Origin of the sequence: Aurantiacibacter aquimixticola, from assembly GCF_003605475.1 — a bacterium.
GTDB lineage: Bacteria > Pseudomonadota > Alphaproteobacteria > Sphingomonadales > Sphingomonadaceae > Alteraurantiacibacter > Alteraurantiacibacter aquimixticola_B.
The window spans coordinates 960,546-976,746 of the sequence record NZ_RAHX01000001.1; the positions used below are offsets into that span (position 1 = coordinate 960,546).

Sequence of the window (16,201 nt, forward strand, 5' to 3'; positions counted from 1 at the left end):
ACCGCCTCCGGCCATTCTTTCGAGCGAACCTTCCCTCGCAATCGAAAGACATTTCCATGAGCAAGACCCTCCTGATCACCGGCGCATCTTCCGGCATCGGCCACGCCACCGCAAAAGCCGCCGCCAAGGCTGGCTGGAACGTCGCCCTACTCGCCCGCTCCGAAGACAAGCTGAAATCGCTGGCGGACGAGATCGGCGACAGGGCGCTCGCCCTCCCCTGCGACGTGACGGATCGCGACGCGCTGACGGACGCGGTGGCCAGGACAGTCGATCATTTCGGCGAGCTGACCGGCGTGTTCGCCAATGCCGGCACGGGCGTGAACAATCCCGGCGTCGAGAATGGCGATCCCGAAGAGTGGCACGACATGATCCACCTCAACATCCTCGCCGTGCTCTACACCGCGCATGCGACGCTGCCGCATCTCAAGAAAACCAAGGGCCACTTCATCGTCACCGGCTCCAAGGCCGGACGCGAGCATTTCAAGGGCTCGATCTATTCCGCGACCAAGTGGTTCGTGCATGGCTTCGCGGGCAATCTGGCCGAGGAAATGCGCGAATGGCAGGGCCGCTGCACGGTGATCTCGCCGGGCATGGTCGATACCGATTTCTTCGACGAGCCCAAGCCCACCAAGCTGCAGCCCGAAGATATCGGCGACGCGGTCGTCTTCGCGCTCGAACAGCCGGACACCAGCTGCGTGCGCGAGATACACCTCATGCCGAACGACTAACTGGCGGCAGCGACGATGGCGGCCCAGCCCGCCTCGTCCATCACCTCGATGCCGAGTTCTTCGGCCTTCTTCAGCTTGCTGCCCGCGCCCGGCCCGGCGACGAGCAGGTCTGTCTTCGCGCTGACCGAGCCTGAGGCCTTCGCGCCCAGTCGCTCGGCCTGCGCCTTGGCCTCGTCGCGGCTCATCGTCTCCAGCTTACCGGTGAAGACGACCGTCTTGCCCGCGACCGGGCTGTCGACGGTGGCGACTTCGTAGCGCGACGGGTCCAGTTCGCTCAGCAAGTCGTCCCACACGGCGCGATTGTGCTCCTCGTGGAAGAAGTCGCCCAGCGCCTCGACCACCGCGCCGCCGATCCCGTCGATGGCGGTGAGTTCGGCCTCCGCAGCCTCGTCGCCCGCGCAGGCTTTCTCGGCCGTCTCGCGTAGTGTTGGCAATTCGTGAAAATGCTTCATCAGGACGCGCGCCGTCACCGCGCCGACATGGCGGATGCCGAGGCCGAAGAGCAGCCGCGCGGCGTCGGGCGAGCGCTTGCTTTCCACAGATGCTAACAGATTATCCACAGACTTGTCCTTCCACCCGTCAAGCGAGAGAATCTCTTGGCGGCGTTCATGCAGGCGGAAGATGTCGGCGGGGCTTTCCAGCCAGCCGAGCGCGAAGAACTGGTCGATGGTCTTCTCGCCCAATCCCTCGATATCGAGCGCGCCGCGGCTGACAAAATGTTTCAGTCTTTCCGTGCGTTGGGCCGGACAGATGAGACCGCTCGTGCAGCGCACATCGACTTCGCCCTCCTCGCTCACCGCCTCGCTGCCGCATTCGGGGCAGTGATCGGGGAAATCGAAAGCCGGGCGCTCCGCATCGCGCGTCAGGTTCTCGACAACCTGCGGGATCACGTCCCCCGCGCGCTGCACCACCACGCGGTCCCCCGGGCGCACGCCGAGCCGTAGGATCTCGTCGCGATTGTGCAGCGTGACATTGGTGACGGTGACCCCGCCCACCAGCACCGGCGCGAGACGCCCCACAGGGGTCAGCTTGCCCGTGCGCCCGACCTGGATATCGATGCTCTCCAGCGTCGTCTCGGCTCGCTCGGCCGGAAACTTGTGCGCCAGCGCCCAGCGCGGCGCCTTGGCGACGAAGCCGAGGCGCTGCTGGTAATCGAGCCGGTCCACCTTGTACACGACGCCGTCGATTTCGTACGGCAGATCAGCGCGTTGCTCCGCGATCTTCGCATAATGCGCGAGCATGCCTTCCACGCTCTCGACCCGCGCGAAGAGCGGGCTGACCGGCACGCCCCAGCTCTCGATCGCGCGCACGACCTCTTCCTGCGTCTCGCCCGGCACGTCCGACGCGCCACCCCATCCATGCGCCCAGAATTTGAGCGGCCGCCGCGCCGTGACGCTCGCATCCTTCTGCCGCAGCGATCCCGCCGCCGCATTGCGCGGATTGGCGAAGAGCTTTCCGCCCGCCTCCTCCTGCGCCGCGTTGAGAGCAAGGAAATCGGCGCGCGCCATGTAGACCTCGCCGCGTATCTCGAACACGTCCGGCACGTCGCCGGAAAGCCGCTGCGGAATGTCCGCGATATGCGCGACATTGGGCGTGACGTTCTCGCCCACCTGCCCATCCCCGCGCGTCGCGGCGAGGACCAGTTCGCCCTTCTCATAACGAAGTGAGCAGGACAGCCCGTCGATCTTGTCCTCCGCCGTGAAGGCGAGCGGCGCGTCCTCTTCCAGCGAAAGAAACCGCCGCACCCGCGCCACGAATTCGCGCACCTCCTCGTCCGCGAAGGCGTTGTCGAGGCTGAGCATGCGGACTTCGTGCGTGACCTTGGACAGCGGCGATGTGGCAACCGCGTGCCCCACATCCTGCGACGGCGAGTCCGCCCGTACAAGATGCGGAAACGCCGCCTCCAGCTCGGCATTGCGCCGCACCAGAGCATCGTATTCCGCATCCGAAATCTCGGGATCGTCCTCGGCATGGTAAAGCCGATTGTGCTTGGAGATCGCCTTCGCGAGCCTCATCAGCTCGTTCGCGGCTTCGGCTTCGGTCATTTTCCTGCGACCGTATGTTGCGCGAATTCAGCCTCGATCGCGCCGATAAGCTTTGGGAGCTTCCTGATTAATTCGCCGTTAGAACCGTCAGTTGGGAGCAGAAGCTCTCTGAAATAGATGGCATTTTCATCTGTGTGCGCACTTTCATTACCTAATTGCGCTGCGGACTGCATTTCTAAAGCGTGCTCATAAAAATCCTGAAGCCTGCTTCGTGCCTGCTCCCCCAAAATGAGACGAGCTTCGACCGACTTTGCCCTGAGTTGATAAGTTCTTTGGCTTATCTGAGAAGCTCGATTCGCAACAATCGAAAAGAAATATTCATCTTCAAGATCCGCGAGACGCTGTCTGGAATACTGATGTTGGAAACCAAAAGCCTTAAGTGACTCGACTTCTTGCGGTATAGTCATATTCTTCACAAGAAACGCCAAATCGTCCTCGACCTCGTATACCAAGCGAAGGATTTCTGTCGCGGTGTCAATTTGCTGATTCTGAATCTTTTGCTTTCGCCATTGCTTGGCGCCGAACCAACCAACGAAAGCCACTGCAAAAGCGCCAGCGACCGTTCCGACACCGGACAGCATCGTGCCGGTATGCCCCCAATTGATCAGCACTCCAACTTCAGTCATACCCCCTCCAGCAATCGATCCGCCTGCGCCCTCGCCTCGGGCGTGACCTCCGCCCCGCTCAGCATCCGCGCGATCTCTTCCTGCCTGCCGCCCTCGTCCAGCAGCGCGACTGAAGTCTTCGTCACCGTCCCGCTCGAAGCCTTGGCGATCAGGTAGTGCGTCCCGCCCCGCGCCGCGACTTGTGGCGAGTGGGTCACGGCCAGCAGCTGTCCGCCCTCGGCCAGCCGCGCCAGTCGCTCGCCGATGGCGCTTGCCACCGCCCCGCCAACGCCGCGGTCGATTTCATCGAAGATCACCGTTGCCGCCCCGCCCTGCTCGGCCAGTGCGACTTTGAGCGCGAGGATGAAGCGGGAGAGCTCGCCGCCCGAGGCGATCTTGTTCAGCGGCGCGAAGTCGGCGCCCGGATTGGTGGCGATCAGGAATTCGACGCCGTCCATGCCGTGCGCGCCCCAACGCTCCTCCGGCAATTCGCGCACATCGGTGCGGAAACGCGCGGCGTCCAGCTTGAGCGGGGCGAGTTCGCCCGCGACCGCCTTGTCGAGCTTTGCGCCCGCTTTCACGCGTTGATCGTGCAGCTTGAGCGCCGCCTTGCGATAGGCCTCGCCTGCCGCTTCCTCCGCCTTCACCAGATCGGCGAGATCGGCATCGCCCTGCTCGATGGCATCCAGCTTCGCCCGCAGCGAGCGCATCACTTCGGGCAGATCGTCGACCTGCGCGGAATGCTTGCGGGCGAGCGCGCGCAGTTCGAACAGTCGCGTCTCTATCCGGTCTAGTTCGAGCGGGTCGTGCGTCAGCGCCTCGGCCGCGGCTTCCAGCTTTTCCTCCGCTTCCCCCGCCTCGATCACCGCGCGGTCGAGCGAGGCGAGCGCTTCGGCCAGCAATGTGTGCTCGGGCGCGATCCGGTCGAGCTTGCGCGCGGCGGAGCGCAGACGCGCGAGCGGGCTTTCACTCCCATCCCAGACCAGCCGCAGCTCTTCCAGATCGCCCTGCAGCTTCTCGCCTTTCTGCATGTCGGAGCGGGCCCCGGCGAGCTCCTGTTCCTCACCCACCACCGGTTCGATAGCGGTCAGTTCGGCGAGATGGGCGAGCAGCAGTTCCTGATCCGCCTTGGCCTGTTCGATGTCCGCGCGCGCGCCGTCCAGCGCCTCTCGCGTCGCCCGCCATGCCTCCCAGGCCGCCGTCACCTTGGCGACTTCCGCATCGGCAAACCGGTCGAGCAGCGCCCGGTGACCGCGTGGGTTCACAAGCCCGCGATCGTCGTGCTGGCCGTGCAGTTCCACCAGCGCGCCCGCCAGGGAGCGCAGCAGCGCCACGCCGACCGGCTGATCGTTCACCCACGCTTTCGACCCGCCATCTGCCTTCACCCGGCGGCGTGCGATCAGCGGCTCGCCCGGCTCCAGGTCAACCTCTGCGTCTTCGAGCGCATCGGCAATGGCGGGCGGCATGTCGGCGAATTCGAAAGTCGCGGTGACGCTCGCCTGATCTTCCCCGCTGCGCACCAGCGCCGTCTCCGCCCGCGCGCCCAGCACGAGGCCGAGCGCGTCGAGCAGGATCGACTTGCCCGCCCCCGTCTCGCCCGTCAGCACACCCAATCCCGGCCCGAAGGCAAGGTCGAGCGATTCGATCAGCACGATGTTCCGGATGGCGAGCGAAGTCAGCATGGCGTGGTTGCAGCAAGCTTTACGGCTCGACTCGTCGCTTCGCAACGATGCCCCGTCGCCAAACGGTGGAGGCGATACGAAATCTTAACCAATGTCTGGCCTGTTAGGGTCGCAATCACGGGAGGGCTGCCGAAATGTCGGTGCTCACAATCAGGGCACATCGCCGCTACGCGCTGCGCACGCCCGCACAACTCAAGCGCACCGGCCGCAAGGCCGCCAAATGCCTGCTGATCGAGCTTTCGCAGCAGGGCGCGCGCCTCAGCAATCTCGGGCAGAGCGAGTTTCTCGCCGGCGATATCGTCACGCTCGTCACCGATTGCGGCAAGGCGCTGGAAGGCACCATTCGCTGGGCGCATGACGGACGTGCGGGCGTCACGCTTAATCGCGCGATGCACATGCCGGAAATGTCCGCGCTGATCGATGCCAGTCGCAAGGACATGGTCGCCGCCTGAGCGGCCATTCAGCACTATCTGAAAATCAGCCGCCTGCAGCCACGCGCTGCGGTGCGTGTTCCTGCATCAGCTTGAATGCGCGTTCATACCAGTCACTGCCCGGATAATTCGCGCCGAGCACGGCGGCGTAGCGCTGCGCTTCTTCGGGCACGCCTATGGCGAGATTGGATTCGACGAGGCGGTAGAGCGCCTCGGGCGCATGGCTGGTCGTCTGGTAATCGTCCACCACGTTCTGGAAGCGCAGCGCGCTTGCAAGCCATTGCCCGGTATCCTGGTAGAAACGGCCGATTTCCATTTCCTTGCCCGCCAGGTGATCGTTGACAAGGTCGATCTTCAGCCGCGCGTCGGCGGCATAGGGGCTTTCGGGATAGCGCCGCACGATCTCGTTCAGCGCCTGCAGCGCCTGGCGGGTGATCGCCTGGTCGCGTTCAACATCGCTGATCCGCTCGTAATAGCTGAGTGCGATGAGGTAATAGGCATAGGGCGCGTCGGCATTGCCGGGGTGGATCGACAGGAAGCGCGAGGCCGACTGGATCGACGAATTGTATTCGCGCGCGGCGTAGTAGCTGAACGCGCTCATCAGCTGGGCGCGGCGGGCCCAGGGGGAATAGGGGTGCTGGCGCTCAACCTCGTCGAACAGGGCGGCGGCGAGCTGCAGATCGCCCTGATCGAGCCGATCCTTCGCCGCATTGTAGAGCGACTCCACGTCACGCGCGACATAGGCGAGGTCGTTCGGCTCGCTCGCGCTGCCTCCCGCGCAACCGGTGAGAGCGACGGCGCCGGCGGCGGCGAGGATGGCGGCCTTGATCGATGAGTGCGAATACATGATGCCAGCCTATAACTGCCGCCGCGCTGAACGCCAAGTGAAGGTGTGCGCGTGGCGGTGCATTTGTGCGACGAGCGGGGCTGGCGCGGCGCGAGCGGCTTTCCTATAGGGTGGCAGCGATGGCCAAGGCGCTTTTCGAACTCAATCCCGCGCTTGATCGCACTGCCCTCGCCGCCGAATTCGCGCGGGCGCGGCGGTTGCAGATCCGCGACGTGTTGACGCAGGGCACCGCGCGCGAGCTGCGCATGATCCTCGAAAAGCACACGCCGTGGGGCATGGCGATGCAGGCGGGCGCCGATGCCAAGGGCTGCGGATTCAGCGCGCGTGAGCTGCAGGAACGCGGCAAGGCGCAGGAAGCGATGGCGCTGGCCAAGGCCACGGATGCGGCGGCGGCGAGAGGGGACTACGCCTTCCGCTCGCTGCGCTATTCCATGGTCGAGGCGGTGCAGCAGGGCTGGGACGAGGGCGGCGTTTTCGAGGTGATCCTCGAACATCTGAATGCCGAACCGTTTCTCGATCTCATGCGGCAGATTACCGGCATGCCCGATCTGCAGCGCGCCGATGCGCATGCGAGCTGCTATGCCGCGCAGCATTTTCTGGGGCGCCACAATGACAGCCACGTCGCCGAAGGCTGGCGGATCGCCTATGTGCTCAACCTGACGGTGGAAGACTGGCACCCGGACTGGGGCGGCTATCTGCTGTTCTACGATGAGGATGGCGATATCGAGACGGGCCTGCGCCCGCGCTTCAACAGCCTCAACATCTTCGCCGTCCCGCAGGATCACGCGGTCAGCTACGTGCCGCCTTTCGCGCCCAAGGGTCGATACACCATCAATGGCTGGCTGCGGGACCGTTGAATAGCGCGGCATCGGCGAACAATGCCGGAAATGCGGCGATGAAGGCGGGTAACGTCGTCGAGGCCGAAACGCTGTTTGCCGAGGCCGCCAGGCTCGCGCCCGGTAATCCGGATTTCGCGATCAATCACGCCATCGCGCTCAGCTGGCTGGACCGCCATAGGGAGGCTATCGCGGTGCTGGAAGGGCATCGGACGGCAGGGGAGCGCGATCCGCGCTATTGCTCGGCGCGGGCCAATTCGGCGCGGCAGCTGCGCGATCTTGCCGAGGCCGCGCGTTGGTACGATCGCAGCCTCGCCCTCGCCCCGCAGTCCCCTCGTCCGCTGCACGGCCGCGCCCGCGTGGCGCTGGAGCGGGGCGAGGCGGATGCAGCGCGGCGCTTCGAAGCCGCCATCGCCGCCAATCGCGCGGATGGCGAGGCTTGGCTCGGCCTGGTGGAAGCTCTCAGCGCATCGGGCGAGACGCAGCGCGCCCGCGAACTCGCCGAACGGCTCGTGTCACAAATGCCTAACTGGGTCGCTGCGCTCCGCGTGCTCGCGCAAATACGGCTCGGCGCAGGGGACGCCGATTTTGCATCGCACGTCGCCGATGCCGCGCGGCAAAAACCGGACGATCCCGCTATCCCCCGCGCGCATGTTGAAGTGCTGGAAGGCCATGACCGTTTCGAAGACGCGCTGACCGTGGCGACGGATGCGAGCGAAACCTTTCCGCATGAGCCCTATTTCCGCCTGATGGCCGGCACCCTCGCCGGGTATCTCGAAGATGCCGAAGCGGCGGCCGCGCATTTCGAAGCTGTCGATCCCGACCTGCCCGATGGCTGGCTGATGGAAGCGCGCTTCCGCCTACAGACAGGCGAGTATGATCGCGCCGCCGCGCTGCTCGACAGGCTGATCGAGAAAAGGCCGAACGATATCGCCGCATGGTCCACGCGAGACCTGCTCTGGCGGCTCACAGATAACGAGCGCGCGCAATGGCTGCACGGGCAGGATGGCATGGTGCGCATGGTCGCCCTGCCCGATGCCTACGCTGTTCTGGCGCAGGTGCGCCCTACGCTCCACGCCTTGCACGATGCGTCCGCCTTCCCGCTCGGCCAGAGCCTGCGCGGCGGCACACAGACACGCGGCGGCCTGTTCGAGCGGATGGAACCGGAACTCGCGCGGCTGCACGAAGCGATCCTCGACGCGCTCGCCGACTACCGATCTGGCCTGCCCGAGAAGGATGACAGCCATCCGCTACTCAGCCGCCAAGACAGCGACTGGACGATCGCCGGGTCATGGTCGGTCCGGCTTTGCGGCGGTGGCGATTTTCATGCGGCTCATCTGCATCCGCAAGGCATCATCTCCTCGGCGCTCTATTGCGAATTGCCGGATGACATGGGGAATAGCGGCGCGGCGGAACGCACAGGATGGATCGAGCTCGGCAGACCGCCGCCGAAAATGCATCTCGACCTCGGACCGCTGCATGTGCTCGAACCGAAAGTCGGCCACCTCGCGCTGTTCCCCAGCACGCTCTATCACGGCACGCTTCCATTCACCGAAGGCCGCCGCATGACGGTTGCCTTCGACGTCGTACAGGACACACGATGACCGACGCGCAGACCAACGAAGCCTGGAACACGTTCTGGGAGCGTCAGACGCGCACCAGCGGGAAAGGCGGCGGATGCCTGCCGGAAGCATGGGCCGCGATCGACCGGGTGCGCGCCCGCTTCTGGCAGCAATTCGCCAAGCGCCTGCCGCGTGGCGCGAAGGTGCTCGATCTCGCGACCGGCGACGGGCTGGTCATGGCATACATGCTGGAAGCGCGCCGCGATCTCAAGCCCGTCGGCATCGATTACGCCACCGCTTTGCCGGACGCGCCAAAAGGTACGAAAATGCTCGGCGGGGTGCGGATGGAGGAATTGCCTTTCGACGGCGGCAAATTCGACGCTGTCGTCAGCCAATTCGGCTTCGAATATGGCGACATCCCCGCCGTCGCGAAGGAAATTGCGCGCGTGCTTAACGCGAACGGGCGCGTCGGCATCATGTCCCATCGCAAGGACGGCCCAATCGTGGCGCATAATCGCAACCGCAAGGCGCAGATTGCCTGGGCGATCGAGGAGCAGGATCTGCTGACCGTGGCCCGAAACAGCCTCTCGCTTCGCAATAGTGGCAATTCCACCATGCCGGAAGCGATCGCGCAGGCCCCGGAAAAGGGTGCCGCGGCACATGGGCCTTCATCCGCCGCATGGGAAATCGCCGAGGCGATCCGCCGCACATTGCATCTGGGCAGGCAGGACGACCCGGCAAATGTCATCGCCGTGCTTGATGATATCGAGCGCCAGGCGAGTAACGAACTCGGTCGCATCGCATCGCTCGAGCGTGCTGCGGAAGCTGCCAGCGACAGCGACGCGGTGATCGCCGCCATGGAACAAGCCGGTCTCGAGCTGATCGAGGAAGTGCAGCTTCGCGACGGGCGCTCGCCCAATTCCTTCGCGGTTTATCGCGGCTTCAAAATCGCCGCCTAGGCGCGACAGTCCTGCAATCTGGCGCTGCGGCGCTTCATCCTATCTGGCACGAAAAACGGGCGGGAGACCCAAAGGTCCCCCGCCCGTTTTTCGTCGAGCTTTCGCTCGGTCGGTTCGCTTAGAAGCGGACCAGGACCGATGCGAAGAAGTCACGGCCCAGCACGTCGTAGGTGCTCGGGTAGGTATTGGACTGCTCGGCATTGTTGAAATCGCCGAGAAGTAGCGTGTTGGTCTCGTTGACCACCTGACCCGCATCATTGAACTCCGGGGTCGTCGGCAGGGTGTCGAACAGGTTGTTCACACCGACCGTGAAGGTCACCGCTTCCATGAAGTCGTAAGACAGAGTGAGGTCGATCAGGTCGTAGGCGCCGATCCGGTCGACGATGTAGGTCGTGCCATCATCGTCATCATCGACGGCGCTCAGGTGACGCCAGCGGGTCGAGAAGGTCAGCGGACCATCGACATAGCTTGCACGCGACGTCCACTTGAACGCCGCCTGAGGCTCACCGCACGTCAGACCGAACTGGCCGGCGCACTCGATGACATCGTCAGGCTCGTCCTGAAGCGGCGCGAAAAGCGCAGATTCGGTCCAGGTGGCCAGCAGCGACAGGTTCAGATCCGATGCACCGTTTCCGAGCAGCGAGAAACCGAGATCCATGTCATAAGCAACCTGAAGGTCGATGCCCGACGTTTCCAGCGAAGCGATGTTTTCACCACCGAGTACCGGCGCATTGAAACGGTCGAAGGCGCCCGTCTCATCGCGCGTGTTCTCGAACTTCGAGCAGAAGTCGCTGTCGAGGCTGGTCAGGTCGTTGTAGCAGATGTTGAGCTGCGTCTGCAGGCTCGGCGTGACGATCGCATCTTCGATCTTGATATCGAAGTAGTCAGCCGTCAGCGTGAAGCCCGGAATTGCAGTCGGCTGCAGAACGATACCGAACGAGTAGCTGTCCGAGGTTTCTTCGAACAGATCCGGATTGCCGCCGAAGAAGGCCGCGGTCTGCGGATCCGGCTGCACGATCGGGTTCGGTCCGTTGCCACTCGGCGGAACGAGGCCGATATTGTCTTCCGGAACACCGTTATCGAGACACAGGTCTAGCAGGGCGCCGCTCGGCGTCGGGCCGCCACCGGGCGTGCCGTTACCAGCACACGGATCGAGCGCACCGGGGAAGCCGATGGCCTGACCCTGGAAAAGCTCGCCGACATTCGGCGCACGAACCGCGCGCTGATACTGGCCGCGGAACGTGATGTCCTCGATCGGCGAAAACTCGATGCCGCCAGCATAAGTCCAGACGCCGCCGACACGCTCGAGCGAGTAGTCGGAATAACGACCGGCACCGGTCAGCTCGACACGCATGCCACTTTCGGTTTCGAACGGAATGCTTACTTCGCCGAACACTTCCTTGACGTCATAGCCACCCTCGGTCGGCTGACCGGCGTTGAAGCCGGCAACGTCGCCCGAAGCGAGGAATTCGTCAGGGATGAAGCGCGAGAACACTTCGCGATACTCGCCGCCGACGGCAAAGCCGATCGGTTCGGCGGCACCGAGTGCGAAATCGCCCAGCGTGCCGGAGATGACGGCAGACGCCACCTGCAGCTCGGAGATGTCGCCGTTCTGCGCCTGGATGCGGAATACATCGACATCTTCGGGCGAAAGTGTGTCGCGACCGAAAATGTTGATCTGTGTGTCACCGGTGCCGTTGACCGCAGCGGTGAAGCGCGAAACGGAGGCGTTACCCTGCTGGATGTTGGCGTTCCGCGTACGCGCGAACATGTAGTACGCGTCGTAGTTGAGGAAATCGGTGATGTCACCACGAAGGCCACCAAGCACGCGGAAAGCGTTACGTTCGTCGAGATTGCGACGACCGCCAGCTTCCTGAAGACGACGACGGATCTGAACGGAGATCAGGCCATCGTCCTGCGCATCGCCGCTTTCGCTTTCATCGAGCTGACGGAACTGGTCGGCAGTGTCGTCATTGATGAAGCCGTCATCGGCCAGTTGCTCGATATCGAGCGTGGTATTGATGAGAATCGGCGTCGGAGCGAGTTCCGAATCCACCCGGTTGTTGACGTACGTCACTTCCGTGTAGAGTTCGGCCTGCGGCACGATCTCGTAGCTCGCATAACCGCCGATCAGGTAACGCTCCTGCGGCAGCTGCAGGTAGTTAACCGGCGCGAAGTTATAAAGGTCGCGCGGCGTTTCGTACGCGCGGATCTGGCCCTGCGGATCGAAGATGCCAAGATTGTTGTTCTCTTCGAACGCGGTATCGTCGGTGTCGCCATCACCACGGTAGGTGAGGCGAGTTTCCGGCGGAAGCGAGGAGCCCAGCTGCTCGAGCGGATTGCCGCCAAGAGCGAAGGCGGAGAACTCGCGGTCGCCCTGGAAGATCTCGTCGCGATTATAGTATTCGCCGAAGACGGTCACGTTGCCGCGGCCTTCGGAGAAATCGGCACCGATCGCACCGTGGATCTGATAGCGATCGCCATCGCCACGGTCGGTGATCGAATACTGACCGCCGACTTCGGCACCGTCGAGTTCACGAAGACGGAAGTTGACGACGCCGGCAAGCGCGTCCGAACCGTAAACAGCGGAGGCACCACCGGTCACGACGTCCACGCTCTCCAGCAGGAACTGCGGGATCGTGTTGAGGTCGACGATCTGGCCGGTATCGTAGAACATCCAGCGGCGGCCATTGACCAGCAACAGGTTACGGTTCGCACCGAGGCCACGCAGGTTCAGCGAGGCGGTGCCGTTACCCGGGTTGTTCGAGAAGGACGTAACGCCTGGGACGACCTGCGGCAGCGTGTTGACCACGTTTTCGACGTTGACCGTACCCGAAAGCGCGAATTCCTCGCTGTCGACGACGGTGACCGGCGCGGCGGTTTCGACGTTGCGGCGCTGGATGCGCGAACCGGTAACGACGATGCGCTCACCTTCTTCGGCGGCCTGCGGCTCGATGGTCGGGTCTTCCGGCGTGACCGGGTCCTGATCCTGGGCATATACCGGCGCCGCGATCAGCGATCCGAAGATCACCGAGCTCGCGAGCAGCGATGCCTTGGTCTTGCGATTAAACATTCATGTGCTCCTGGTAAGAAACTGTAATGAAAGGTGGCGGAAGGTCGCTTCCATCCCCGCATCGCGAGGTCGCACGACCTGACCCTCCTTCCTGATTTCACGCCAAAGCACTTCGCGGAGTCTCGCACAATCGCTGTGTGGACAGGTTTCACTTGTCACCAAGGTTGTGTGACATTTTTGAAACAATTGCATGGGAAGCAAGCAATTGTCGGCTTCATCGTGAAGGTTGAAGCCGTGCCGTTCATCAGACTTGACAGAAACAAGGGAGTCGTGCGCATGTTCTTCTCGCCTCCAGCAGTCGATCGAACGGGCGTGCCAGGATCGAACGTGAACCATCTTTCTGCGTCTCGGGATTACATCTGCACACGTGCTGCTTCTTCGCCGTGATATGTGCGAGCGCGATACAAGACTGCGCTGAAAAAGCTCCGGCGTAGAAAACGGAACATCACCCCCTTCTGTCCATTCGCCACGCCGCCAAAAAAGTTGCTTCACATGATATTGATGTTTTGGCACGCCTAGGTTGTGTCTCGATATCGGCGCCATCTGACGCAGATCACGTAAGGCTACTTTTCAAAGGAACAGGTTTTGAACGAAAACAGTTTGCGAATTCTGTTTGCCGCATGGAGTGGCAAACTTCGCTCAGATGGCGGCCTTGAAAGTGCTACGCAAATATTCGAGAATCTTCGCAACAGCTACAGGTGGCACTTCTCGACCACTTTAGAAACGCAATTCTCAGAGCGCTGGCGGGACGGAGGAGCAAGCGTAAGCATCGATCCGTTCAATCCGCGCGCTAATCCGCTACGAAAGGCGACACAGCGGCATTTTTGGGCACGCAATATGCAGAGCCTTTGTCAGAATTTTCGGCCGGATATCATCCATTGTAACGATGTATTCGCCCTAAGAGCCGCGGTACGCATAAACAGTAAATTTCGCCCCGCGATCGTTTTCACTGTCCGCAACACGAACATGTTTGATCCTCCCATAAATCCCATCTGGGAAGATCAGCTTATTGAGAAGATCGACTATGTGACTGTTTTATCATCTGAAATGAAGGCGACAGTCGAAAAAACCTTTGTAAGTCAATCGCTGCAAGTCGAGGAAATCAGCAGTATTGTCGACCTGAACCGCTTCTGTCCTGTCGACGAACAGCGGCGCCGCCAGATCCGCAAAACGCTCGGCATCGCTGAGAACAGTTTCGCGGTCGGTTTTGTCGGCTCTTTTCAGCCGCGCAAAAACCAGTTGGCCTTTCTGAAGGACTGTGCTCCCCGGCTGATGTCAGAAGTGCCGGAGATGCACATCCATTTCGTTGGCGATTTCAACCCAGACACACAACCTTACGACAAGCAGTGCGAGATGGAAGCAGATGCGGGGCTCTCGGAGAGAGTGACATTTCACGGCCCCCAGTCAAATGTAGAAGAGTATTATCGGGCATTCGACGTGGTTATCGTAGCGTCCGAAGCCGAGGGCATGGCACGCTGTATGATCGAAAGCCTTGCCTGCGGAACGCCGGTTGTTTCCTTTGACGTGTGTTCTGCTCGCGAGAATCTTGACGTAACAGGCGCAGGGCGAGTGGTCGAGCAAGGGGATTTCGCAACAATGGCCAACTCGATTGCCGCGCTGGCTCATGATCATGATACTTTGCGAGAGATGAGCCAAGCAGCACGTCGCCGTGCGGAAAGCAAATTCGATCAGGCCAAGGTCAAGCCTCAATGGGAGCGCCTTTTTGCGGAAGCCGCTAGCGCGGGCGAGACTTGAACCACAACAAATTGAGCCTGCTATTCTGACGAGAAATCATTCGGACCTTGCTTTTCAAGGTGTCTTTTATTCTGTTCTTCAGTGTGCCCCCACCGGGGTTGAATGGGTATGATAACAGCCGCGGCTCCAGAATACTGATGATTTCCTTCTGGACATCCCCCGTTGTACGGCTTTTGAATGGCACGGCCATAAGCGCACATAGAATCTCGTGGCAATTGAAAGGTGAGAGAATTGGCGCAATCATGTTGATCTGCTGTTGAAATGAAGATTGCCAATTACCCATCCGGTCTTCCCAGTACAAAAAGTCCAACAGACTGAATTTCTGCGCCACACCGCGCAATTCTTGAAGCCAAGGCGCGTAGGGTTCCATTGCGGCCGAATGACCGATGGCCCGGGTCACCAATCCCAATATTTCTGGTGTAGCTTTTTGCCAGTCGACATAGCCCCAGTGGGCACGACCGATTTCGGCCATATTACCGTTCAGGAAAACTGTTTTTCTTTCGGTCGCCAGTTCACGGAGCAGCGGGAATTCTCTCGGCAAGGTGGGAGAGCTGATTTGTTCACGCACGTTACTGAATATCTCATCCGCCTCTGACATTGCTCCGGAAAGCACCATCCGCTTTTCGTGATGAATGATCCCGAAGTCAGATGAAATTCGCTTGGCTATTTCAAGGTCAGCATGAAAATCCTGGCCGCGGGAGCCATGATCTGCTGGTGCATAGGTGTAGCATTCAAAAGGAATATCAGCTGCCAAGGCTATCGCCAAAAGACATCGGCTGTCCAGGCCAGCCGTTAGTGGAATTCGGACAGCATCATATTTGGTTGGCAGCGCTTTTGCGACATTGACAAGCCTGCCGGCTGCGTCACGGGCGGCGGCATGGACCGTACGCGGTTCCACCTCATCAAATTGGGGGTTCGGCCAAATGCGCCTGACGGTCCCGTCTGAACTCAGGGAGTGGTTCGCGACCAACTGCGAGATACCCTCGTAGGGCGTTGAATCGAGGCGCCAATAGGTGTTGTCAGTCAGTCGGCTTGGTTCAGACAGCATGTCCGGCCGGTAGTATCGTTCACTTTGGAAAAACTCGGCCGCAGAACGGGTCATCTCCACGTCCAGCTTGCCGGTAAGAAAAGACAGGCTGGATGATGCGCAGAATTGTTCTTGCGAATGATAGAATACCGGGAACAATATGGATGCATCACCGAAGAGATGAAGCATCCCGCTTTTGTCGATCGTCATGACGATCCAGCGACCAGCCAGCCTGCGTGTAGCAAGCCAAAGGGGATAGACAGGATCATCATCCGCAGCCTCTTCGACATCAGACGCCAGAATTGTGGCGATTTTATCGATATCTGCGTTGGCAATCTCGGTATCGTAGGGATCGCCGATAATGGCCGCCTGGCCTCCCGGTAGTATCGCCCACGCCGTGTCTGGTGACAGGGCGACTGAATAACGCCCGAGCATGTGACTGTGCCGTCCTTGCTCCTCGACATTTTCAGTGACAAAAAATTGCAGCGGCGGTAGCTCCTTTGCCGGCTCTCGGGGTAATGCGGCCACAATTTGTTCTGGTATCATGTCGCTACAAACCGTGTAGGAACAGAACGTTCATGTAAAGTTGCTCACAAGGTTCTCTCTCAGATTCAAAATAGCCAATTGTAGTCCCAAATTCCTGTCGTTGGC

The 16,201-nt window shown here is 61.4% G+C and carries 12 protein-coding genes; 6 read left to right on the forward strand and 6 right to left on the reverse strand.

Going from position 1 to position 16,201, the window contains the following annotated elements:
• The first annotated feature begins 56 nt into the window (after window positions 1-56).
• Complete coding sequence (locus D6201_RS04835) at window positions 57-728, forward strand: SDR family oxidoreductase (RefSeq protein WP_120047786.1); 672 nt, start codon at window positions 57-59, stop codon at window positions 726-728.
• On the opposite strand, the gene ligA is transcribed toward D6201_RS04835, so the two are convergent.
• Genes ligA through recN form a run of 3 tightly spaced genes read right to left on the reverse strand, consistent with a single transcriptional unit; the run spans window position 725 to window position 5,060 of the window.
• Window positions 725-2,773, reverse strand: a complete 2,049-nt coding sequence (ligA, locus tag D6201_RS04840) for an NAD-dependent DNA ligase LigA (RefSeq protein WP_120047787.1) — start codon at window positions 2,771-2,773, stop codon at window positions 725-727. The genes D6201_RS04835 and ligA overlap by 4 nt on opposite strands.
• Window positions 2,770-3,399 carry a hypothetical protein gene (locus D6201_RS04845; protein WP_120047788.1) on the reverse strand — a complete coding sequence of 210 codons (630 nt, stop codon included), beginning with the start codon at window positions 3,397-3,399 and terminating at the stop codon, window positions 2,770-2,772. Before D6201_RS04845 ends, ligA begins: the two co-directional genes overlap by 4 nt.
• A complete protein-coding gene (gene recN / locus D6201_RS04850) occupies window positions 3,396-5,060 on the reverse strand; it encodes a DNA repair protein RecN (protein WP_120047789.1) in 1,665 nt (554 codons plus the stop codon). The genes D6201_RS04845 and recN overlap by 4 nt, the downstream gene beginning before the upstream one ends.
• A 134-nt stretch (window positions 5,061-5,194) precedes the next feature.
• On the opposite strand from recN, the gene D6201_RS04855 reads away from it, so the two are divergent.
• Window positions 5,195-5,512 (forward strand): PilZ domain-containing protein, encoded by a 318-nt coding sequence (locus D6201_RS04855; RefSeq protein ID WP_120047790.1) that lies wholly within the window; start codon window positions 5,195-5,197, stop codon window positions 5,510-5,512.
• 25 nt (window positions 5,513-5,537) lie between these two features.
• Here D6201_RS04855 and D6201_RS04860 read toward each other — a convergent pair whose 3' ends face one another.
• On the reverse strand, window positions 5,538-6,338 hold the full coding sequence (locus D6201_RS04860; protein ID WP_120047791.1) for an outer membrane protein assembly factor BamD: 801 nt from the start codon (window positions 6,336-6,338) through the stop codon (window positions 5,538-5,540).
• Between the two features lie 119 nt (window positions 6,339-6,457).
• Between D6201_RS04860 and D6201_RS04865 the strand changes: the two genes are divergently transcribed.
• From D6201_RS04865 to D6201_RS04875, 3 genes are read left to right on the forward strand one after another with little or no spacing between them, the layout of a single operon-like run.
• Window positions 6,458-7,195: a 2OG-Fe(II) oxygenase gene (locus tag D6201_RS04865; protein ID WP_120047792.1), complete on the forward strand. Its 738-nt coding sequence runs from the start codon at window positions 6,458-6,460 to the stop codon at window positions 7,193-7,195.
• Between the two features lie 38 nt (window positions 7,196-7,233).
• Window positions 7,234-8,778 carry a tetratricopeptide repeat protein gene (locus D6201_RS04870; RefSeq protein WP_133303944.1) on the forward strand — a complete coding sequence of 515 codons (1,545 nt, stop codon included), beginning with the start codon at window positions 7,234-7,236 and terminating at the stop codon, window positions 8,776-8,778.
• Entirely contained in the window at window positions 8,775-9,695 is a 921-nt protein-coding gene (locus tag D6201_RS04875) for a class I SAM-dependent methyltransferase (protein ID WP_120047794.1), read from the forward strand. The genes D6201_RS04870 and D6201_RS04875 overlap by 4 nt, the downstream gene beginning before the upstream one ends.
• Before the next feature lie 118 nt (window positions 9,696-9,813).
• Here D6201_RS04875 and D6201_RS04880 read toward each other — a convergent pair whose 3' ends face one another.
• The gene (locus D6201_RS04880) at window positions 9,814-12,768 is read right to left on the reverse strand and encodes a TonB-dependent receptor domain-containing protein (RefSeq protein ID WP_120047795.1); all 2,955 of its coding nucleotides are present in this window, start codon (window positions 12,766-12,768) and stop codon (window positions 9,814-9,816) included.
• A gap of 585 nt (window positions 12,769-13,353) precedes the next feature.
• On the opposite strand from D6201_RS04880, the gene D6201_RS04885 reads away from it, so the two are divergent.
• Window positions 13,354-14,523: a glycosyltransferase family 4 protein gene (locus D6201_RS04885; protein ID WP_133303945.1), complete on the forward strand. Its 1,170-nt coding sequence runs from the start codon at window positions 13,354-13,356 to the stop codon at window positions 14,521-14,523.
• Here D6201_RS04885 and D6201_RS04890 read toward each other — a convergent pair.
• Window positions 14,504-16,096, reverse strand: coding sequence for an asparagine synthetase B family protein (locus D6201_RS04890; RefSeq protein WP_120047797.1), 1,593 nt, complete (start codon window positions 16,094-16,096; stop codon window positions 14,504-14,506). The genes D6201_RS04885 and D6201_RS04890 overlap by 20 nt on opposite strands.
• Window positions 16,097-16,201 lie beyond the last annotated feature (105 nt).

Excerpts from the sequence above, each read along its gene's own strand:
- D6201_RS04835 (WP_120047786.1), top strand. The coding sequence starts at position 57 with ATGAGCAAGACCCTCCTGATCACCGGCGCATCTTCCGGCATCGGCCAC.
- ligA (WP_120047787.1), bottom strand. The coding sequence starts at position 2,773 with ATGACCGAAGCCGAAGCCGCGAACGAGCTGATGAGGCTCGCGAAGGCG.
- D6201_RS04845 (WP_120047788.1), bottom strand. The coding sequence starts at position 3,399 with ATGACTGAAGTTGGAGTGCTGATCAATTGGGGGCATACCGGCACGATG.
- recN (WP_120047789.1), bottom strand. The coding sequence starts at position 5,060 with ATGCTGACTTCGCTCGCCATCCGGAACATCGTGCTGATCGAATCGCTC.
- D6201_RS04855 (WP_120047790.1), top strand. The coding sequence starts at position 5,195 with ATGTCGGTGCTCACAATCAGGGCACATCGCCGCTACGCGCTGCGCACG.
- D6201_RS04860 (WP_120047791.1), bottom strand. The coding sequence starts at position 6,338 with ATGTATTCGCACTCATCGATCAAGGCCGCCATCCTCGCCGCCGCCGGC.
- D6201_RS04865 (WP_120047792.1), top strand. The coding sequence starts at position 6,458 with ATGGCCAAGGCGCTTTTCGAACTCAATCCCGCGCTTGATCGCACTGCC.
- D6201_RS04870 (WP_133303944.1), top strand. The coding sequence starts at position 7,234 with ATGAAGGCGGGTAACGTCGTCGAGGCCGAAACGCTGTTTGCCGAGGCC.
- D6201_RS04875 (WP_120047794.1), top strand. The coding sequence starts at position 8,775 with ATGACCGACGCGCAGACCAACGAAGCCTGGAACACGTTCTGGGAGCGT.
- D6201_RS04880 (WP_120047795.1), bottom strand. The coding sequence starts at position 12,768 with ATGTTTAATCGCAAGACCAAGGCATCGCTGCTCGCGAGCTCGGTGATC.
- D6201_RS04890 (WP_120047797.1), bottom strand. The coding sequence starts at position 16,096 with ATGATACCAGAACAAATTGTGGCCGCATTACCCCGAGAGCCGGCAAAG.